We start from the raw sequence: 20,361 nt of genomic DNA, 5'->3' as shown, positions 1-20,361 counted from the left end.
GGAAGTGGGGCGAATTATAGACAGATATAAAACGCCGTCAACAGTTAATTTCAGGTTTATTCGGATTTAAGCGTAATACGCGCAAATGCCTTCTTGCCGGCCTGGCAAACGTGGGTCGCGCCCAGCTCGTATATAAAGGTGCGATCGACAACCTCACCATCTATACGTACACCGCCAGACCCCAGAAGGTCGCGCGCCACCGCCGAGTTCTTCACCAGGCCCGCCTTATTAAGGACGGCAGCGATCGGCATTGCCTCGCCAGCAGTCAATTCAATCTCAGGCAGATCATCCGGCAGCTCGCCATCCTTCATACGGTTACCCGCAGCACGGTGAGCACTGGCCGCAGCCTCTTCACCATGGAAGCGCGCAACAATCTCTTCAGCCAGCTTGATCTTCACATCCCGCGGGTTAGCCCCAGCTTCCACTTCAGCACGCAACGCATTGATCTCATCCATCGAGCGGAAACTCAACAGTTCGAAGTAACGCCACATCAGCGCATCCGGAATCGAAACCAGCTTGCCGTACATCACACCCGGCGCTTCCTGGATACCGACATAGTTACCCAGGGACTTGGACATCTTCTTGACGCCATCCAGCCCTTCCAGCAACGGCATCGTCAGAATGCACTGAGCCTCTTGCCCATACGCACGCTGCAGCTCACGCCCCATCAGCAGGTTGAACTTCTGATCAGTACCGCCCAGCTCGACATCGGCACGCAACGCCACCGAGTCATACCCTTGAACCAATGGGTACAGGAACTCATGGATAGCGATCGGCTGATTGGTGGAGTAGCGCTTATCGAAGTCATCGCGCTCGAGCATGCGAGCAACGGTGTACTGGGACGTAAGACGAATGAAATCCGCCGGCCCCATCTGATCCATCCAGGTGGAGTTGAAGGCCACCTCGGTCTTGGCCGGATCAAGAATCTTGAAGACCTGGGTCTTGTAGGTCTCGGCGTTATCGAGAACCTGCTCACGGGTCAGCGGCGGACGCGTAGCGCTCTTGCCGCTCGGATCGCCGATCATCCCGGTGAAGTCACCTATAAGGAAGATCACCTGATGCCCCAGTTCCTGGAACTGGCGCAGCTTATTAATAAGCACCGTATGCCCAAGGTGCAGATCCGGCGCCGTCGGATCAAAGCCAGCCTTAATACGCAGGGGCTGACCACGCTTGAGCTTTTCGATCAGCTCAGCTTCGACCAACAGTTCTTCCGCACCACGTTTGATCAGCGCTAGCTGCTCTTCAACCGACTTCATAACAGACCCGCAAGGCTCAGATTCAAAAGGGAACCAACCATACAAGATCAGGGACTAATTACAAGTTTTGCCCTGCGCACGGACACCGTTCAGCAAGCCCAGCGTTCGCAAGCTTGCACCACAGATGATTTGGTTATATTTTATACAGTTATTTCATCTTCATCATGTCATTCATCTTTTCCAATTCATCTTTTCAAAGTCAAAATTACTTATGACCACAGAACCGTCTAAAGCGCCGCCGCTTTACCCGAAGACCCACCTGCTCGCCGCAAGTGGGATCGCCGCCCTTCTGAGCCTGGCACTCCTGGTATTTCCTTCCAGCGACGTAGAAGCCAAACGAACGACCCTAAGCCTTGACCTTGAAAGTCCGGTTGAGCAACTGACACAAGATCAAGACGCTTCCGACGCACTTCAAGCCACAAATGGCGCAGCCGAATCGCCGTTTGCCCAGATCGAAAGCAGCGCCGAAGACACCAAGGAAACCGCGCAGGCCGAACCTGCGGTAGTAGAGGCACCCAAGAACCCGCTGCACCGGGAAGTCATTGTTGCCAAGGGCGACACCCTTTCGACCCTGTTCGAAAAGGTCGGCCTCCCCGCCGCGACGGTCAACGATGTACTGGCAAGCGACAAGCAGGCCAAGCAATTCACCCAACTCAAGCATGGCCAGAAGCTTGAATTCGAACTGGCGCCCGACGGCCAGTTGACCAACCTGCACAGCAACGTCAGCGACCTGGAAAGCATCACCCTGACCAAAGGCGCCAAGGGCTTTGCGTTCAACCGCATCACCACCAAGCCGGTCATGCGCTCCGCCTATGTACACGGCGTGATCAACAGCTCGCTGTCGCAGTCCGCCGCCCGCGCCGGCCTGTCCCACAGCATGACCATGGACATGGCCAGCGTGTTTGGCTACGACATCGACTTCGCCCAGGACATTCGCCAGGGTGACGAATTCGACGTGATCTACGAACAGAAGGTCGCCAACGGCAAGGTCGTCGGCACCGGCAACATCCTTTCTGCGCGGTTTACCAACCGTGGCAAGACCTACACCGCCGTGCGCTACACCAACAAACAAGGCAACAGCAGCTACTACACCGCCGACGGCAACAGCATGCGCAAGGCGTTCATCCGTACCCCGGTTGACTTCGCCCGTATTAGCTCGCGTTTCTCGATGGGTCGCAAGCATCCAATTCTGAACAAAATTCGCGCTCACAAAGGCGTCGACTACGCCGCCCCGCGTGGCACGCCGATCAAGGCTGCCGGTGACGGCAAGGTCTTGCTGGCTGGTCGCCGTGGCGGCTACGGCAACACCGTGATCATCCAGCACGGGGCCACCTACCGCACGCTGTATGGCCACATGCAAGGTTTCGCCAAGGGCATCCAGACCGGCGGCAACGTCAAGCAGGGCCAGGTGATCGGTTACATCGGCACTACCGGGCTGTCCACCGGCCCGCACTTGCACTACGAGTTCCAGGTCAACGGCGTGCACGTCGACCCACTGGGCCAGAAGCTGCCAATGGCCGACCCGATCGCCAAGGCCGAGCGCGCTCGCTTCCTGCAGCAGAGCCAGCCATTGATGGCCCGCATGGACCAGGAGCGCTCTACTCTCCTGGCTTCGGCGAAGCGCTAAGCCATGTCGCTCTATATAGGTGTGATGTCCGGGACCAGCCTTGATGGCCTGGACATTGCCCTGATCGAGCAAGGCCCGGCGATCAAGCTGATCGCCACCCACTACATCCCCATGCCTGAATCCCTGCGTTCCGAGCTGCTTGGCCTGTGCGCCAGCGGCCCGGACGAGATTGCCCGTTCGGCGCTCGCGCAGCAGAACTGGGTGACGCTTGCCGCCCAAGGTATTCACGCCCTACTCGATCAGCAGAACCTCAAGCCCCAGGACATTCGAGCGATTGGCAGCCACGGCCAAACCATTCGTCACGAACCTGCACGGGGTTTTACCGTGCAGATCGGCAACCCGGCGCTGCTCACCGAATTGACCGGAATCACCGTCGTCAGTGATTTCCGTAGCCGCGATGTCGCCGCCGGAGGCCAAGGCGCCCCGCTGGTGCCTGCATTTCATGAGGCACTGTTTGGCGAGCGCACGGGCAACCGCGCCGTGCTGAATGTGGGCGGCTTCAGCAACCTCAGCCTGATCGAGACCGGCAAACCGGTTGCGGGCTTCGACTGCGGCCCGGGGAATGTCCTGCTGGATGCCTGGATTCACCAGCAACGCGGCGAGAACTTCGACCGCGATGGCCAGTGGGCTGCCAGCGGGAAGGTTGAACCCCAGCTACTCAAGGCATTGCTCAGCGATCCGTTCTTTGTGACCAAGGGGCCAAAAAGCACCGGTCGCGAAGTCTTCAACCTGGGATGGCTTGAGCATCACCTGGGACGATTGCCGCCATTCGCAGCCCAGGACGTGCAAGCCACATTGCTCGAGCTGACTGCCCTGACCATCGTCGAATCCCTGCAAACCGCCCAACCACAGACCGAAACCCTGCTGGTCTGCGGCGGCGGCGCCCACAACGCAACCTTGATGAGCCGCCTGAGCGCCCTGCTGCCGGCGACCCAGGTCAGCAGCACCGCCACCTGCGGCGTAGACCCTGACTGGGTCGAAGCCATGGCGTTCGCCTGGCTGGCCCATTGCTGCCTGGAAGGCATCGCCGCCAACCGCCCCAGCGTCACCGGCGCCCGCGGCCTTCGTGTACTCGGCGCGATCTACCCCGCCTGAATCCCACACAGCAAAACGCCGCTTGGCCCTATCAAGGCCAAGCGGCGTTTTTATATCCGCTGTCGATCAGATCGAGAACGAAGACCCGCAACCACAAGTGGTGGTGGCATTCGGGTTCTTGATCACGAAGCGCGAACCTTCCAGACCTTCCTGATAGTCCACCTCGGCTCCTGCCAGGTACTGGAAGCTCATCGGATCGACAACCAGGCTGACGCCCTCGCGCTCAACGATGGTGTCGTCATCGGCCACGTCTTCATCGAAGGTAAAACCGTACTGAAACCCTGAACAACCGCCGCCCGTAACAAATACGCGCAGCTTCAAGCGATCATTACCCTCTTCATCGACCAGGCTCTTCACCTTGTGCGCAGCACCGTGGGTGAATTGCAAAGCCGTGGGGGTGAAGGATTCAACGCTCATGCTGATAATCTCCCGGCGTAGCGCCGCCATATGCGTGATGGCGGGCATTATCCGCTTCTCCTAGAAAAGCGGTCAACTATTGTTACGGTATATCAATCTGCGCAGTGGCCATTAAAAACACGAAAGGCCCGATCAACGGGCCTTTGCGCAACAGCAGAAAATTTACGGCAGCATGCCCGCGTGGGACAGGCCCAGCTTCTCATCCAGGCCAAACAGGATGTTCATGTTCTGCACAGCCTGGCCCGAAGCGCCCTTGACCAGGTTGTCGATGACCGACAATACCACCACCAGGTCACCATCCTGTGGACGGTGTACCGCGATACGGCACACGTTGGCACCGCGCACGCTACGGGTCTCCGGGTGGCTGCCCGCCGGCATCACATCGACGAACGGCTCATTGGCGTAGCGCTTTTCAAACAGCGCCTGCAGGTCTACCGAACGATCAACGACTGTCGCATACAGTGTGGAGTGGATCCCGCGGATCATCGGTGTCAGGTGCGGCACAAACGTCAGGCCAACATCCTTGCCCGCAGCACGACGCAGCCCCTGGCGAATTTCCGGCAAGTGACGATGGCCTTTGACTGCATAGGCTTTCATGCTTTCCGACGTCTCGGAGTAAAGCGAACCTACAGCGGCCCCACGACCAGCACCGCTGACGCCCGACTTGCAGTCAGCAATCAGCCGCGATGCATCCGCCAGCCCGGCTTCCAGCAATGGCAGGAACCCCAACTGCGTAGCCGTCGGATAGCAACCCGGCACCGCGATCAGGCGTGCTTGCTTGATCTGCTCACGATTGACTTCCGGCAGGCCGTACACCGCCTCTTCCAGCAACTGCGGTGCACCGTGAGGCTGGCCGTACCACTTGGCCCACTCATCGGCGTCCTGCAGGCGGAAGTCTGCCGACAAGTCGATCACCTTGGTACCGGCGGCCAGCAACTCGCCCGCCAGGGCATGGGCCACACCGTGAGGCGTGGCAAAGAAGACCACATCACACGCGCCCAGGGTCTTGATATCCGGAACGCTGAACGCCAGGCCGTCATAGTGGCCTCGCAGGTTCGGGTACATATCGGCCACAGCCAGGCCGGCCTCGGATCGGGAAGTGATCACCACCACCTCAGCTTGCGGATGCTGAGCCAACAGACGCAGCAATTCGACACCGGTGTAACCCGTGCCGCCGACGATACCGACCTTGACCATAAACCTGCCCTCAACGAACCCACTGGAAAGCCGTCGATAATAGGGTTCGTATCGTCCTGCGACAACCTTCAACATGACGTGTAGACGCAAGAGCCACTACTATCTTCAGCTACCGTGAACCTGGGAATAACTAAAAATGCTTTATCTATGGGTCAAAGCCTTTCATATCGTCAGCATCGTCTGCTGGTTTGCCGCGCTGTTCTACCTTCCGCGCCTGTTCGTCTACCACGCCCAAAGCGAGGACACCATCAGCAAGGAACGCTTCAGCGTGATGGAGCGCAAGCTGTACCGCGGCATCATGGGCCCGGCGATGATCGCCAGCCTGGTGTTCGGCGGCTGGCTGATCTACCTCAACCCGGCCATCTTTCAATCCGGCGGGTGGATCCACGCCAAGTTGACCCTGGTAGTACTGCTCATCGGCTACCACCATATGTGCGGCGCGCAGGTAAAACGTTTCGCCCGTGGCGAAAACACCCGCAGCCATGTCTTTTATCGCTGGTTCAATGAAGTGCCAGTTCTGATATTGCTGGCTATCGTAATTTTGGTCGTGGTCAAACCGTTCTAATCTCTATTACTCGGGGTACTTCCAATGTCGCTGCCCGCTTCGCTCGAACAAAATCTGCGCCTGCCCGTCGTGGCTGCGCCGATGTTTCTGATCTCCAACCCGCAACTGGTGCTGGCCTGCTGCCGCAACGGGATCGTCGGCAGCTTCCCTGCCCTCAACCAGCGGGAAAGCAGCGGCTTCAAGGCGTGGCTGGAAGAAATCGAAGCGGGCCTGGCGCTGCTGGAGAACCCGGCGCCTTATGCGGTCAACCTGATCGTGCACAACAGTAACCCGCGGGTGGAAGCTGACCTGGCAATCTGCGTCGAGCACAAGGTGCCGATCGTCATCACCAGCCTGGGCGCGGTGAAAGAATTGGTAGACGCGGTGCATAGCTACGGCGGCCTGGTATTCCACGATGTCACCACCCGGCGCCACGCCGAAAAAGCCGCTGAAGCCGGCGTCGATGGCCTGATCGCCGTTGCGGCGGGCGCCGGTGGCCATGCCGGCACCTGGAGCCCGTTCTCGCTGATCGCAGAAATCCGTCAGTTCTTCGACAAAACCCTGCTGCTCGCCGGTTGCCTGAACCACGGCCACGAAATCCTCGCCGCGCAACTGCTCGGCGCCGACCTGGCCTATTTCGGCACGCGTTTTATCGGCACCACCGAAAGCCATGCCCCGGATGCCTATAAAGAGATGCTGCTCACATCGCGCGCCGCCGACATCGTGCACACTCCAGCCGTCTCCGGTGTTCCCGCAAGCTTCATGCGCCAGAGCCTGGAAAATGCCGGTTTCGACCTCGCCGCGCTGCAAGGCAAGGGTGAAGTCAATTTTGGCTCCAAGCTCAAGCCCCTCAACGACGAAGCCAAAGCCTGGAAGACCGTATGGTCCGCCGGCCAGGGCGTCGGAGAGATTGATGATTTGCCCAGCGTCGATGAACTCGTGGCCCGCCTGGATGCCGAATACCGCAAGGCGCTCGAGCATGCGGCACAATTGCCAGAACGCTGGCCACGCTGATCCGCGATCCAGAGCCTGCTGATCAAGGCAGGCCTCCCCAATTCAAGTGACAAGGATGCCCGCATGAGCGACAACCGTTTCAAGATTGTGTTTGATGGCGCATTGCTCCCGGGTGTCGAAAGCACCACCGCCAAGCTGAACCTCGCCGAGTTGTTCAAAAGTGATGTCGAAGCGATCGAAAAGCTATTCACCGGCCGCCCGGTCGCGCTGAAACGCGACCTTTCCCGCGCCGATGCCGAGACCTATCTGCAAGCGCTGAAAAACGCCGGGGTGGATGCGCGGATAGAAGAAGAGCAGCCGGTCGCCTTCAGCCTTGCCGAAACCCATGAAACGGACTCCGGCAGCTCGACTGATTACACCCGCCCCGCCGCATCGCCTTACGCCCCGCCCCGGGCCGCGGTTGGCGAGAACCTGCCGGAGTTTTCCACCCTTAAGGTATTCACCGTCAACGGCCGGATCGGACGCCTGCGCTTCCTGGCGTGGACGCTGGTGCTGAGCGTGGTGATCCTCCTCGTCTCAAGCGTGTTCTTCACCGTCGGACTTGGTATCGCTGCGGTCTCTCCGACGATTGCCATGGTCATTGGCTTCCTGGTGGGGATTGCCATACTCGTGGCCGCTGTGTGGGTCAGCGTACAGATCACCGTGCAGCGCCTGCATGACCTGGGCTGGTCCGGCTGGCTGTGGTTCCTGCACCTGGTGCCCTTCGTTGGCAGCATCTTCCCGATCCTGCTGATGGTCCTCCCCGGTAACACGGGCGCAAACCAGTACGGCGCGCCACCACCGCGTAACTCCACTGCGGTGAAAATCCTCTCCGCATTGTGGCTCGCATTCATTCCGCTGGTATTTGCCGGCGCGGTGTTGGTTGGCATGAGCGGCTACCTGGATCAACTGGAAAGCGATGTAGGTGGCAGCTACGAAAGCAGCTCCATCAACTCCGATGACGACAGCGACCAGGCCACCACCGTCGATGAAGTCGATGTGCAAAGTGCTGACGACACAGCCGAACCTGTAGACTCTACGCAACAGTGAAAAACGCCCGACGCCTGTGACGCCTCTGTCACAGGCCCGGTAGCGTTGCGATGGAGAAACGCATGACCCGTTACGCTCTGATCACCGGTGCCTCCAGCGGCATCGGCCTGGCCTTGGCCGAAGCACTGGCCCGTCGCGGCCGCAGCTTGATTCTGGTGGCCCGCCAGCGTGATCAGTTGGAAAGCATTGCAATCGAATTGACTCAGCGCTTCGGCGTCGAGGTGCTGTTCCGAGCCTGTGACCTGGGCGAGCCCCTGCGGCTCTCCGGGTTCCTGCTGGAACTGGAAGAAGGCGAGCGGCAAATCGACCTGCTGGTCAACTGCGCCGGCATCGGTACCAGCGGTCCGTTCCTGGCGCAGGACTGGATGACCGAGCAGGACCTGATGGAGGTCAACATCCTCGCCCTGACCCGCATGTGCCACGCCCTCGGCAACGCCATGGCCCTGCACGGCGGCGGGCAGATTCTCAACGTCGCGTCGGTTGCCGCGTTCCAACCCGGCCCGTGGATGAGCACTTACTACGCCAGCAAGGCCTACGTGCTGCACTTTTCCGAAGGCTTGCGCGAGGAACTGAAGACCTGCGGCATCAAGGTTTCCGTACTTTGCCCCGGCCCGACCCGCACCGCATTCTTCGGCACCGCCCAAATGGACACCGCCAAGCTGGATCGCAGCCAACAGTTGATGAGCCCGGAAGAAGTCGCGCTCTACACCGTGCGTGCGCTGGCCAGGAACAAAGCCATCATCATTCCCGGCCGGCGTAATCGCTGGCTGGCGTTCAGCCCGCGCCTGAGCCCGCGCTGGCTGACCCGCAAGATCGCCGGCGCGATCAACAAGGCCTATTGCCCGCGCTGATCGCCTGAGTACACTCACCCTGCACTTTCACAATGGAGAAACAGCTGTGGATACTCTGTTCACCAAGATCATCAACAGAGAAATACCCGCGAAGATCATCTACGAGGATGACCAGGTCATGGCCTTCCACGACATCGCGCCAATGGCACCCGTGCATTTCCTGGTGATTCCGAAAAAGCCGATCCGCACCCTCAACGACCTCACCGAGGAAGACAAGGCGCTGGCCGGGCATATCCTGTTCACCGCCCAGCGCCTGGCGGTTGAGCAAGGCTGTGAGAAGGGCTTCCGTGTGGTGATGAACTGCAACGAAGATGGCGGACAGACCGTTTATCACATCCACATGCATGTTCTGGGTCAACGCCAGATGAACTGGCCGCCGGGCTGAGCACTACCTGTGGCGAGGCAGCTTGCTGTGGCGAGGGAGCTTGCTCCCGCTGGGCTGCGTAGCAGCCCCAAAAACGAGAGCGCTGCGCACTCCAGCGCGAGCAAGCTCCCTCGCCACACAAGCAATTTGACCCAGCGCAAACGCTTCCCCCTCTCTTGCGGTAAACTGGCCGCCGAGATTCTTCCCGGAGGTCAGCATGACTACCCAACGTCACTACTCGCCGATTGATCGTCTGTTGCTGCAAGCCGATACGGCCATGCGCACGCTGCTGCCATTCAGCGGCCAACCGCACCGCCCGTCGCCCGCCATCGTGCGGCCCGAAGCGCAGATGAGCGAGACCGACACCCGCCACGTCGCCGGCCTGATGCGTATCAACCATACCGGTGAGGTCTGTGCCCAGGCGCTGTACCAGGGCCAAGCCCTGACCGCCAAGCTGCCGCAAGTGCGCGCCGCGATGGAACATGCCGCCGAAGAAGAAATCGATCACCTGGCCTGGTGCGAACAACGCATTCGCCAGTTGAACAGCCATCCGAGCGTGCTGAACCCGCTGTTCTACGGCTTATCGTTTGGCATTGGTGCGGTGGCCGGGCTGATCAGCGACAAAGTCAGCCTGGGTTTTGTGGCCGCCACCGAGCATCAGGTGTGCAAACACCTCAATGAACACCTCGAGCAACTGCCGGCTGAAGACGAAAAGTCCCGGGCGATTCTTGAGCAGATGCGCATTGATGAAGAACATCACGCCGAAAGCGCGCTGGACGCGGGCGGCTTCCGCTTCCCGGCACCGGTGAAATTTGGCATGAGCCTGCTGGCCAAGGTCATGACCAAAAGCACGTACCGCATCTAGTTTCAGCAGAAAACAAAAAAGGGCGCTATCAAGCGCCCTTTCTTTTTGCCTGCCGATTGAAGAATCAGCCCAACTCAATGATCTCGTAATCATGAGTGATGGCAACGCCCGCAGCGCCCAGCATGATCGAGGCCGAGCAGTACTTCTCTGCCGACAACTCGATGGCCCGCTTGACCTGGGCTTCTTTAAGCGCCCGGCCCTTGACGACAAAGTGCATGTGGATCCTGGTAAACACCTTCGGGTCTTCGGTGGCACGCTCGGCTTCCAGGAATGCTTCGCAGCTTTCCACCGCCTGGCGGGACTTCTTCAGGATGCTCACCACATCGAAATTGCTGCAACCGCCTACACCGAGCAGGAGCATTTCCATCGGGCGTACGCCCAGGTTGCGGCCACCGGCTTCCGGCGGGCCGTCCATGACCACCACGTGGCCACTGCCCGACTCACCGAGGAACATGGCTTCGCCCGCCCATTGGATGCGTGCCTTCATCGCCCAGACTCCACTGCTAAAAAAGGGTCGCCAGCTTAGCACAGCACTTTGGGCCGGCAGCGTTTCCCATGAAAGCGATCAACAGCAGGGTTTGCTGGGTAAATTCCCTAATGAAGTCAGAATGTGTCTGTTAAGCTGGCGCCAAATCAATGGCGCATTGCCATCCATTGGATGATGTAGCTTAGCCGTTGATCGCGCTGGATAAAAAAACAAGCTCACCAACACCGTGCAGTCTTTTCGGGATACAACCATGGTTGCTATTACTCCCACACCCAAAATCAAGAACCTCGACAAACTGCTGATGCATTGTCAGCGCCGGCGTCATCCGGCCAAGCACAACATCATCTGCGCGGGCGAGCGCTCGGAATCCCTGTTCTTCATTATCAAAGGCTCGGTCACCATCCTGATCGAGGATGACGATGGTCGCGAAATGATCATCGCCTACCTCAATACCGGTGATTTCTTCGGTGAACTCGGGCTTTTCGAACAAGCCGGAAAGGAACAGCAACGCAGTGCCTGGGTGCGGGCCAAGGTCGAATGCGAAGTCGCCGAGATCAGCTATACGAAATTTCGCGAACTGGCCCAACAGGATCCCGACATTCTGTACGCCCTGAGCGGCCAGATCGCACAGCGCCTGAGAGACACCACGCGCAAAGTCGGCGACCTGGCGTTCTTCGACGTCACCGGCCGGGTTGCCCGCTGCCTGCTGGAGTTGTGCAAGCAACCGGACGCCATGACCCATCCCGACGGGATGCAGATCAAGATCACCCGCCAGGAAATCGGGCGGATCGTCGGTTGCTCAAGGGAAATGGTTGGCCGTGTGCTCAAGGACCTGGAGGAACGCAACCTGGTGCATGTCAAAGGCAAGACCATGGTGGTCTTCGGTACGCGTTAAACCGGCAGGAAACTCGCAAGCATCTGACGGTACAACGTATCAAGCCGGGCAATCGCATCTGGCGCCGCAAAGGCTTCGTGCAGGGCGATGTGGCTTTCGGCGCGCACCCGTTGTTCCAGGCCGCATGCTTCATTGAAGCGATTGACCGCGGCGATCAACTCGACGCGATCGTCATCCAGCAGCAACGCACCATGCACCAACCCCACCGGGCGCCCGCCACTCTGGCGCCAGCGCTGGGCGGTACCGACCATTTTGCGACCATCAAGGTTGACGTTGTAGCGACCGTCGCAAAACGCACCGTCGATCTCGCCCACCGACGCGTTGCCACCCAACTCGGTCAGCAGGTCGCAAATCGGCTGGCACAGACGCTGGTAGCCGGTTTCGATACGGCCCTGGTCACCTTCACTGCGCGGTGGCGCGTAGACCAGCGCGATATTGACCGTGGCTGCCGACTGTGGAACCGGCTCACCGCCCGTTTCCCGCAGCAGCACCGGCCAACCGGCGTCTGCCGACACCTGGCTGGCGGTCTCGAATGCCGGAAGGCGGCTCAAACGACGAGGCATCACCAACGCTTGATCGCTGGGCTGCCAGAACAGCAGGCCGAACGGTTGCTCGCCGGCACAGACCGCGGCGAGCAAATCCTGCTCGGCCTTAAGGCCTGCCTCGACCGTCATCGCCACCGGCTGGGTCATCATCAATCCAGGGTCGAGCCACTGACGGCAACGCCACGCTCCGGGAAGAACAGGCGCTGCAACTCAGCCCCCGGGTTCTCGGCACGCATGAAGGTTTCGCCGACGAGGAACGAGTACACGCCGCTGATTTCCATCAGCTCCACATCGGCGCGATTGACGATGCCGCTTTCGGTGATCACCAACCGGTCGCGCGGGATGCGCGGCAACAGGTCGAGGGTGTTTTCCAGGCTGACTTCGAAGGTGTGCAGGTTGCGGTTGTTGACGCCCACCAACGGTGTGTCGAGGGTTTTCAGCGCGCGTTCCAGTTCATCACCGTCGTGCACTTCCACCAGCACGTCGAGGCCGACGCTCTTGGCCACGGCCGCCAGTTCAGCCATTTTCACGTCATCCAGTGCGGAGACGATCAACAGCACGCAATCGGCGCCCAAGGCACGGGCTTCGACGATCTGGTAAGGGTCGACCATGAAGTCCTTGCGGATCACCGGCAGCGAACACGCCGCACGTGCTTGCTGCAGGTACAGGTCGGCACCCTGGAAATAGTCGATATCGGTCAACACCGAGAGGCACGTCGCGCCGCCCTTCTCGTAGCTTTTGGCGATGTCTTCAGGGATGAAGATCTCGCGAATCACGCCCTTGCTCGGCGAAGCCTTCTTGATTTCAGCGATAACGGCCGGCTGTTTTTCCTTGGCCTGCTTGATCAGCGCATTGGCGAACCCACGCGGTGCATCAGCGGTTTTCGCCAGGCCTTCCAGCTCAGCCAGGCTGACCCGGGCACGGCGCTCGGCGACTTCTTCTGCCTTGCGGGCCAGGATTTTTTCCAGAACGGTCGGAACACTCATCCTTCATTCTCCACTTTGAACACCGCAGTAAACGCACCCAGTTCTTCGAGCTTTTCGCGCGCCAGCCCGGTATGCAATGCATCATGAGCGAGGGCAACACCCTCTTTAAGACTGTAGGCGTGATCCGCGGCGTACAGCGCCGCACCGGCGTTGAGCACAATCATTTCTGCGGCTTTCTGTCCGTTTTCGGTCCTGCGGCGTCCCAGGGCATCGCGAATCAGTTCAAGGGAGGCTGCCGGGCTTTCTACCGCCAGGCCGTGCAGGCTCTGGCTTTTCATGCCGAGGTCTTCTGGCTCGACCCAATACTCGGTGACCTGGTCGTTCTTCAGCTCCGCCACGAAGGTCGGTGCCGCCAGGCTGAACTCGTCGAGGCCATCCTTGGAGTGCACCACCAGCACGTGCTTGCTGCCCAGGCGCTGCAGGACTTCAGCCAATGGCCGGCACAGCGCCTGGCTGAACACGCCCACTACCTGATGCTTCACACCGGCCGGATTCGTAAGCGGGCCGAGCATGTTGAACAGGGTACGCAAGCCCAAGTCCTTGCGCGGGCCGGCGGCGTGTTTCATCGCGCCGTGATGGGACTGGGCAAACATGAAGCCGATGCCGACATGATCGATGCAGCGCGCCACTTGTACCGGGGTCAGGTTCAGGTAGATGCCTGCTGCTTCCAGCAAATCGGCGCTGCCGCTTTTACCCGACACCGCGCGGTTACCGTGCTTGGCCACGGTGCAGCCGGCAGCGGCCACCACAAAGGAAGAAGCCGTCGACACGTTGAAAATGTTCGCACCGTCGCCGCCGGTGCCGACCACGTCGACCACGCCGTCGAGGGTCTTGAGTTCAACCTTGTCGGCCAGCTCACGCATGACCGACACAGCGCCGACGATTTCGTCGATGCTCTCGCTCTTCATGCGCATGGCCATCATGAACGCGCCGATCTGCGCGTCGGTGCATTGACCGGTCATGATCTCGCGCATCACATCGCTCATTTCAGCGGTGCTCAGGTCCAGATGGCCGACGATACGGCTCAGGGCAGTCTTGATATCCATGAAAAGTCCTTAGCGCGTGCCGCCGCTCTGCTTGAGAAAGTTAGCGAACAGCTCGAAGCCCTGCTCGGTCAAAATCGATTCCGGGTGAAATTGCACCCCTTCGACGTTCAGTGTCTTGTGACGCAGGCCCATGATCTCGTCGACCGAGCCGTCTTCCAGCTGGGTCCAGGCCGTCAGCTCAAGGCACTCGGGCAGGGTTTCACGCTTGACCACCAGCGAGTGGTAGCGGGTTACCGTTACCGGCAGGTTCAAACCCTGGAATACGCCCTGGTCCTTGTGAAATACCGGGCTGGTCTTGCCGTGCATTACCTGGCGGGCGCGGACGACGTCGCCACCAAAGGCCTGGCCGATGGACTGATGGCCCAGGCACACGCCCAGGATCGGCAGCTTGCCGGCAAAGTATTGGATGGCTTCGAGGGAGATGCCCGCTTCGGTCGGCGTACACGGGCCTGGGGAGACGACGATGCGTTCAGGGTTCAACACGGCGATCTGGGCCACGGTCAATTCGTCGTTGCGCACCACCTTGACCTCGGCGCCGAGCTCGCCCAAGTACTGCACAACGTTGTAGGTAAAGGAGTCGTAGTTATCAATCATCAGCAACATGTGGGTTAAAACCTCTTGAATTCACTGACTTCTAATGACGGCCTTCCAAGGGAGTGACCCGCTGCCAGACGCACTTTCCGGTTGCCGGGGTTGGTCGGCAAGGGGCGTTTAACAGAGGGTGAAGAAGGCAAATCGGTACAGGTCCGGCGGGGCCGGTAGAGAAAAGTTAGGCGCGCCAACGCCAACGGGCGTGTGCCTTGACTACTCGCATCAAGAGTTTGCTGATGATCAACACGGGGAGGGTCTCATTCATACGTTCAGGCACAGTAACGTAGCCTCGCCAACGGTGCAATATCGAGCCGCAAATACGGGGGAAACTGCCCGACTGATAATTGGCGTCAAACTTTTCAGAACCCTTCCAAGGGCGCTACAGTCACAGTGCTGACAAAAAACAAAATCATGGACGGACTCATGACCAAGATGCCCTATTTCACCCCCATCGTCGGCTGCCTCTTGGCGCTGGCATGCTCGCAAGCCTTCGCCGCACCCTCGCCTTATTCGACGATGGTCGTTTTCGGTGACAGCCTGGCCGACGCCGGTACATTTGCCGACCCTGGCGCACCGGGCTCAACCTATCGCTTCACCAACCGCACCGGCCCGCAATACTTCGACGGCAGCGGCGAAAGCACATCGCTGATCTCCTCGACGTTATTGGGCGGCAAGCTGGGTGTTGCCCCGGGCGACCTGAATGCCTCGACCTCGCCGGAGCGCGCCGCGCTGGGCCAGCCAGACGGCAATAACTGGGCCGTCGGCGGCTACACCACCCAACAGATCTACGATGCCATCACCGGTAACTCCACCGTCACCGACAGCGACACCGGGCAGGTGTTGCGTACACGTCCCGGATACCTGGCATCAACGGGGGGCCGAGCCGACCCCAACGCGTTGTACTTTCTCTCCGGCGGCGGCAATGACTTCCTCGACGGCCTGGTCCTCAGCCCCGACCAGGCCTCGGCCGCAGCCGGGCGCCTGGCCGACAGCGCCCAGGCGCTGCAACAGGCTGGCGCCCGTTATGTAATGGTATGGATGCTGCCGGACCTGGGCCTGACACCTGCCGTCAATGGCACCCCGCTCCAAGGGGCCGTCAGCACCCTGGCCGGCGCGTTCAACCAGACCCTGGTACAGCGCCTGTCGCAAATCGATGCGCAGATCATCCCGCTGAACATTCCGTTGCTGCTCAAGGAAACCTTTGCCGATCCCGGGCGTTTTGGTTTTGCCACCGACCAGAACCTCAACCAGACGTGCTTCAGTGGCACCACCTGCAGGAATCCGGTGTATGGCGTCGGCGGCACCAATCCGGACCCGACCAAGCTGATTTACAACGACACCGTGCACCCGACCGAGGCCGGCCAGGTACTGATCGCCGACTACGCGTATTCACTGCTGGCAGCGCCCTGGGAAATCACCCTGCTTCCGGAAATGGCCCAAGGCACCTTGCGCGCCCATCAGGATTCATTGCGCAACCAATGGCAAGCCGACTCCCGTAGCTGGCAGGCCGTGGGCCAATGGCGGGCGATCGTCGACGCTGGCGGCCAGCACCTGGACTTCGATGATCAGAACAGCTCGGCCAGCGGTGACGGCAGCGGCTATAACCTGAACATCGGTGGCAGCTACAGGCTCAATGACGAGTGGCGCGTGGGTGTGGCAGCAGGCTTCTATCGCCAGAGTCTTGAGGCCGGCGCCAGCGATTCGGACTACAAGCTCAACAGCTACCTGGGCACCGCGTTCGCCCAATATCAGGAAGATCACTGGTGGGCCGACGCCGCATTGACCGGCGGCAAACTGGACTTCGACAACCTCAAGCGCAAGTTCGCCCTGGGCATCAGCGAAGGCACCGAGAAAGGCGACACCGACGGCTGGCTATGGGCATTGAGCGCACGGGTTGGGTATGACATCGCCGAGCCAAACAGCGAATGGCACTTCTCACCCTTTATCAGCGCTGACTATTCGCGGGTCGAGGTGAATGGTTACTCGGAGAAAGATGCCCGTTCCACCGCGCTGACCTTTGATGACCAACAGCGCGACTCCAAGCGTTTGGGGATTGGCCTGCAAGCCAACTACCGCTTCACCCCGCAAACCCTGGTGTTTGGCGAAGTGGCCCACGAGCACGAGTTTGAAAACGATACGCAGCGAGTGGGCATGTCCCTCAACAGCGTGCCGGGGATTGATTTCAAACTGGACGGCTACACGCCACGCAGCAATTCGGATCGCTTGAACCTGGGGATTACCCACAAGGTGACCAAGGACCTGGCGCTGAACGCGGCCTATAACGTGAGAAAGGATGACAACTTTACCCAGCAAGGGCTGAGTGTCGGGGTGAGTCTGGATTTCTGAGGCGATCTTAAATCCCTCACAAAACAACTGTGGGAGCTGGCTTGCCTGCGATAGCGGTAGATCAGTCAACTAATCTGTCGACTGTCACACCGCCATCGCGGGCAAGCCCGGCTCCCACATTTGGATCGAGATCAGCAGTTAGCCCTGCGGGGTCTGCTCAGCCAACGCCACCGCACGGAACATCGCCCGGCGCTTGTTCAGCGTCTCTTCCCATTCCAGGGCCGGTACCGAGTCGGCCACGATCCCGCCGCCCGCCTGCACGTGCAGTTCGCCGTCCTTGATCACCGCCGTACGGATCGCGATCGCAGTGTCCATATTGCCGTTCCAGGCGAAATACCCCACCGCGCCGCCATACACACCCCGCTTCACCGGCTCCAGCTCGTCGATGATTTCCATCGCGCGAATCTTCGGTGCGCCCGACAAGGTGCCCGCCGGCAGGATCGCCCGCAGTGCATCCATCGCCGTCAACCCGGCCTTCAGCTCGCCGGTGACGTTGGACACGATGTGCATCACGTTGGAGTAACGCTCGATCACCATCTTCTCGGTGAGTTTCACCGAACCGATTTCCGAGACACGCCCGGTGTCGTTGCGGCCCAGGTCGATCAGCATCAAGTGCTCGGCGATTTCCTTGTCGTCGCTCAACAGGTCCTGTTCCAGCGCCAGATCCGCCTCTTCGGTCGCACCGCGAGGGCGCGTGCCGGCAATCGGGCGCACGGTGATCAGGTTGTCTTCGACCCGCACCAGCACTTCCGGCGAACTGCCCACGACGTGGAAGTCGCCAAAGTTGAAGAAGTACATGTACGGCGTCGGGTTGAAACAGCGCAGCGCCCGGTACAAATCAATCGGCGCGGCCTTGAAGTCGATGGACATGCGTTGCGACGGCACCACCTGCATGCAGTCACCGGCAAGGATGTATTCCTTGATGGTATCGACCGCACGCTCGTAGTCATCCTGGGTAAAGCTGGAGCGGAACACCGGGTCAGCCGCCGGTGGGCGGCTGAGGTCCAGGCCGCGACGCGGGGTGATCGGCTGGCGCAGTTTTTCCAGCAGCGCTTCCAGGCTCGCCTGGCCTTGCTCGAACGCATCGGCCTGGGAAGGATCCGCCAACACGATCGCGTGCATCTTGCCCGCGAGGTTGTCGAACACCACCACCGCGTCGGAAACCATCAGCAGAATGTCCGGCACACCCAACGGATCGGGGTTCGGGGATTTGCCCAGGCGTTTTTCCACGTAGCGCACGCAGTCGTAGCCGAAGTAACCCACCAGGCCGCCGTTGAAGCGCGGCAGGCCGGCGATGGTCGGCACGTTGTAGCGCGCCTTGAATTCCTCGACGAAGGCAAGCGGGTCTTCCACGTCATGGCTTTCGATCTCGACGCCGTCCAGGGTGATGCTCACATGGTGATCATGTACCCGCAGCACCGTGCGGCACGGCAGGCCGATGATCGAATAACGGCCCCACTTCTCGCCGCCCTGCACCGACTCCAGCAGATAGGAGTTGGGCTCGTCGGCCAGTTTCAGGTAGATCGACAGCGGGGTGTCGAAGTCGGCCAGGGTTTCGCAGGCCATGGGGATACGGTTGTAGCCGGCAGCGGCCAAACGCAGGAATTCTTCGCGGATCATAAGGTGCCTCGTGGCTTGAGGGTCTAACGGTCAGGTGTGCAAACGTGCCGCAGCGCGGCGAGGATCAGTCAGGCGCGCCAACGCCAGCGGGCCAGGGCCTTGATGACTTTCATCCAGAGTTTGCGAGTGACCACCACGATGGGATTTCCAGAAGGGGATGGAACAGCGTCGGGCAACGTTATCTCAGCGCCCGTTCCCAAGCAACCGGGGATTAACAGGCGCAGGTCATCAATCACCAGCGCCGGGGATTCTTCGGCAATCGGCCGGCCATGGTTGTAGCCGTAACTCAAGGCCACACACTTGACCCCCGCCGCTTTCGCCGCCAGCACATCACTGCGCGAATCGCCGACAAACAGCGATTGGGACGCCGGGATATTGGCCATTTTCATCACGAAGAACAGCGCGGCCGGGTCGGGCTTCTTCTGCGGCAAGGTATCGCCGCCGATGATCCAGCGGAAATACCGGCCTATCTTCATCTGGTCCAACAGCGGTGCGACGAAACGCTCCGGCTTGTTGGTGATCAGGGCCATTTCCACGCCCTGCTTGTGCAGCCATTTCAGGGTGTCGCGCACGCCGGGATAAACCACGGTCAGTTCGTGGCCGTTTTCGTAGGCCACGTTGAACAGCTCAAGCGCATGCTCGGCTTCCACATCATCGACACCCTCGGCCTCGATGTTGTTGGCCAGGGCCCGGCGCACCAGCATCTGCGCGCCATTGCCGACCCACTCGCGCACCGACTCGATACCCGCCGGCTTGCGCCCCAGCTTGACCAGCATCTGGTCCACCGCCGCGGCCAGGTCCGGCACTGAATCGATCAACGTACCGTCCAGATCGAACATCACCAGCCGTGGCAGTTTGCCGGGGAACAGTTGCTCAAAGCCACTCATGGACGCGCCAGCGCCAGTTCTGCACGCATCTTGGCGATCACTTCCTGATAGTCCGGGGCATTGAAGATGGCCGAACCGGCCACAAAGGTGTCGGCACCGGCCGCGGCGATTTCGCGGATGTTGTTGACGTTGACGCCACCGTCGATCTCCAGGCGGATATCACGGCCCGACGCATCGATCAGCGCCCGCGCTTCACGCAGCTTGTTAAGGGTGCCGGGGATGAACTTCTGCCCGCCGAAGCCCGGGTTGACGCTCATCAGCAACACCATGTCGACTTTGTCCATCACGTACTCAAGCACGCTCAGCGGCGTGGCCGGGTTGAACACCAGGCCCGCCTTGCAACCGCCCTCGCGGATCAGTTGCAGGGTGCGGTCCACGTGCAACGTGGCTTCCGGGTGGAAGGTGATGTAGGTCGCGCCGGCTTCGATGAAGTCACCGACGATGCGGTCCACCGGGCTGACCATCAAGTGCGCATCGATAGGCGCGGTCACGCCGTATTTACGCAGGGCGGCGCAGACCATCGGACCAATGGTCAGGTTCGGCACATAGTGGTTGTCCATGACATCGAAGTGAACGAAGTCGGCACCGGCGGCCAACACCTTGTCCACTTCCTCGCCCAGGCGGGCGAAGTCGGCGGAGAGAATCGATGGAGCAATGACGAAGGGCTGCATGACGCACCTTTTTGAGCTAAATCACGAT

At 60.3% G+C, this 20,361-nt stretch carries 21 protein-coding genes; 10 read left to right on the top strand and 11 right to left on the bottom strand.

Annotated features, from left to right (window positions below; translation table 11 throughout):
• Nucleotides 1-56 precede the first annotated feature (56 nt).
• Nucleotides 57-1,256, bottom strand: coding sequence for a tyrosine--tRNA ligase (gene tyrS, locus HX811_RS16285; protein ID WP_003210928.1), 1,200 nt, complete (start codon nt 1,254-1,256; stop codon nt 57-59).
• 211 nt (nt 1,257-1,467) lie between these two features.
• On the opposite strand from tyrS, the gene HX811_RS16280 reads away from it, so the two are divergent.
• On the top strand, nt 1,468-2,883 hold the full coding sequence (locus HX811_RS16280) for a peptidoglycan DD-metalloendopeptidase family protein (protein ID WP_003210931.1): 1,416 nt from the start codon (nt 1,468-1,470) through the stop codon (nt 2,881-2,883).
• A 3-nt stretch (nt 2,884-2,886) separates the two neighbouring features.
• A complete protein-coding gene (locus HX811_RS16275) occupies nt 2,887-3,978 on the top strand; it encodes an anhydro-N-acetylmuramic acid kinase (protein ID WP_008434463.1) in 1,092 nt (363 codons plus the stop codon).
• 66 nt (nt 3,979-4,044) lie between these two features.
• On the opposite strand, the gene erpA is transcribed toward HX811_RS16275, so the two are convergent.
• Complete coding sequence (gene erpA, locus HX811_RS16270; protein ID WP_003176443.1) at nt 4,045-4,395, bottom strand: iron-sulfur cluster insertion protein ErpA; 351 nt, start codon at nt 4,393-4,395, stop codon at nt 4,045-4,047.
• Between the two features lie 162 nt (nt 4,396-4,557).
• On the bottom strand, nt 4,558-5,592 hold the full coding sequence (argC, locus tag HX811_RS16265) for an N-acetyl-gamma-glutamyl-phosphate reductase (protein ID WP_003210935.1): 1,035 nt from the start codon (nt 5,590-5,592) through the stop codon (nt 4,558-4,560).
• A gap of 136 nt (nt 5,593-5,728) precedes the next feature.
• Between argC and hemJ the strand changes: the two genes are divergently transcribed.
• From hemJ to coq7, 6 genes are all read left to right on the top strand, one after another.
• Nucleotides 5,729-6,157: a protoporphyrinogen oxidase HemJ gene (gene hemJ / locus HX811_RS16260; protein WP_003210937.1), complete on the top strand. Its 429-nt coding sequence runs from the start codon at nt 5,729-5,731 to the stop codon at nt 6,155-6,157.
• Between the two features lie 24 nt (nt 6,158-6,181).
• The gene (locus HX811_RS16255) at nt 6,182-7,150 is read left to right on the top strand and encodes a nitronate monooxygenase family protein (RefSeq protein ID WP_177046540.1); all 969 of its coding nucleotides are present in this window, start codon (nt 6,182-6,184) and stop codon (nt 7,148-7,150) included.
• Between the two features lie 63 nt (nt 7,151-7,213).
• Nucleotides 7,214-8,179, top strand: coding sequence for a DUF805 domain-containing protein (locus HX811_RS16250; RefSeq protein WP_177046538.1), 966 nt, complete (start codon nt 7,214-7,216; stop codon nt 8,177-8,179).
• Nucleotides 8,180-8,241: 62 nt separating this feature from the next.
• Nucleotides 8,242-9,030, top strand: a complete 789-nt coding sequence (locus tag HX811_RS16245; RefSeq protein WP_003210941.1) for an SDR family oxidoreductase — start codon at nt 8,242-8,244, stop codon at nt 9,028-9,030.
• A 46-nt stretch (nt 9,031-9,076) separates the two neighbouring features.
• Nucleotides 9,077-9,415 carry a histidine triad nucleotide-binding protein gene (locus tag HX811_RS16240; protein ID WP_177046536.1) on the top strand — a complete coding sequence of 113 codons (339 nt, stop codon included), beginning with the start codon at nt 9,077-9,079 and terminating at the stop codon, nt 9,413-9,415.
• Between the two features lie 196 nt (nt 9,416-9,611).
• A complete protein-coding gene (gene coq7 / locus HX811_RS16235; protein ID WP_003210945.1) occupies nt 9,612-10,259 on the top strand; it encodes a 2-polyprenyl-3-methyl-6-methoxy-1,4-benzoquinone monooxygenase in 648 nt (215 codons plus the stop codon).
• Between the two features lie 64 nt (nt 10,260-10,323).
• Here the strand turns inward: coq7 and HX811_RS16230 are convergent, their stop codons facing one another.
• Nucleotides 10,324-10,746, bottom strand: a complete 423-nt coding sequence (locus tag HX811_RS16230) for an OsmC family protein (RefSeq protein ID WP_003210947.1) — start codon at nt 10,744-10,746, stop codon at nt 10,324-10,326.
• A gap of 250 nt (nt 10,747-10,996) precedes the next feature.
• On the opposite strand from HX811_RS16230, the gene crp reads away from it, so the two are divergent.
• On the top strand, nt 10,997-11,641 hold the full coding sequence (crp, locus tag HX811_RS16225; protein WP_003210949.1) for a cAMP-activated global transcriptional regulator CRP: 645 nt from the start codon (nt 10,997-10,999) through the stop codon (nt 11,639-11,641).
• On the opposite strand, the gene HX811_RS16220 is transcribed toward crp, so the two are convergent.
• Genes HX811_RS16220 through HX811_RS16205 form a run of 4 tightly spaced genes read right to left on the bottom strand, consistent with a single transcriptional unit; the run spans nt 11,638 to nt 14,821 of the window.
• On the bottom strand, nt 11,638-12,333 hold the full coding sequence (locus tag HX811_RS16220; RefSeq protein WP_043226257.1) for a lipoate--protein ligase family protein: 696 nt from the start codon (nt 12,331-12,333) through the stop codon (nt 11,638-11,640). The genes crp and HX811_RS16220 overlap by 4 nt on opposite strands.
• 2 nt (nt 12,334-12,335) lie before the next feature.
• Nucleotides 12,336-13,172: an indole-3-glycerol phosphate synthase TrpC gene (trpC, locus tag HX811_RS16215; RefSeq protein WP_003210953.1), complete on the bottom strand. Its 837-nt coding sequence runs from the start codon at nt 13,170-13,172 to the stop codon at nt 12,336-12,338.
• Nucleotides 13,169-14,218: an anthranilate phosphoribosyltransferase gene (gene trpD / locus HX811_RS16210; RefSeq protein WP_177046534.1), complete on the bottom strand. Its 1,050-nt coding sequence runs from the start codon at nt 14,216-14,218 to the stop codon at nt 13,169-13,171. The genes trpC and trpD overlap by 4 nt, the downstream gene beginning before the upstream one ends.
• 9 nt (nt 14,219-14,227) lie before the next feature.
• Nucleotides 14,228-14,821, bottom strand: a complete 594-nt coding sequence (locus HX811_RS16205; RefSeq protein ID WP_177046533.1) for an aminodeoxychorismate/anthranilate synthase component II — start codon at nt 14,819-14,821, stop codon at nt 14,228-14,230.
• A gap of 411 nt (nt 14,822-15,232) precedes the next feature.
• Between HX811_RS16205 and estP the strand changes: the two genes are divergently transcribed.
• Nucleotides 15,233-17,155: an esterase EstP gene (estP, locus tag HX811_RS16200; protein WP_008434445.1), complete on the top strand. Its 1,923-nt coding sequence runs from the start codon at nt 15,233-15,235 to the stop codon at nt 17,153-17,155.
• A gap of 138 nt (nt 17,156-17,293) precedes the next feature.
• On the opposite strand, the gene trpE is transcribed toward estP, so the two are convergent.
• From trpE to rpe, 3 genes are all read right to left on the bottom strand, one after another.
• Complete coding sequence (gene trpE / locus HX811_RS16195) at nt 17,294-18,775, bottom strand: anthranilate synthase component I (RefSeq protein WP_087694720.1); 1,482 nt, start codon at nt 18,773-18,775, stop codon at nt 17,294-17,296.
• Nucleotides 18,776-18,843: 68 nt separating this feature from the next.
• Nucleotides 18,844-19,662: a phosphoglycolate phosphatase gene (locus HX811_RS16190; RefSeq protein ID WP_177046532.1), complete on the bottom strand. Its 819-nt coding sequence runs from the start codon at nt 19,660-19,662 to the stop codon at nt 18,844-18,846.
• Nucleotides 19,659-20,333 carry a ribulose-phosphate 3-epimerase gene (rpe, locus tag HX811_RS16185; protein ID WP_003210966.1) on the bottom strand — a complete coding sequence of 225 codons (675 nt, stop codon included), beginning with the start codon at nt 20,331-20,333 and terminating at the stop codon, nt 19,659-19,661. Before rpe ends, HX811_RS16190 begins: the two co-directional genes overlap by 4 nt.
• Between the last annotated feature and the right edge of the window lie 28 nt (nt 20,334-20,361).

The organism is Pseudomonas sp. F8002 (assembly GCF_013385495.1).
In the GTDB taxonomy this organism is placed as follows: Bacteria; Pseudomonadota; Gammaproteobacteria; order Pseudomonadales; family Pseudomonadaceae; genus Aquipseudomonas.
This window is presented reverse-complemented; position numbering and strand designations above follow the sequence as displayed.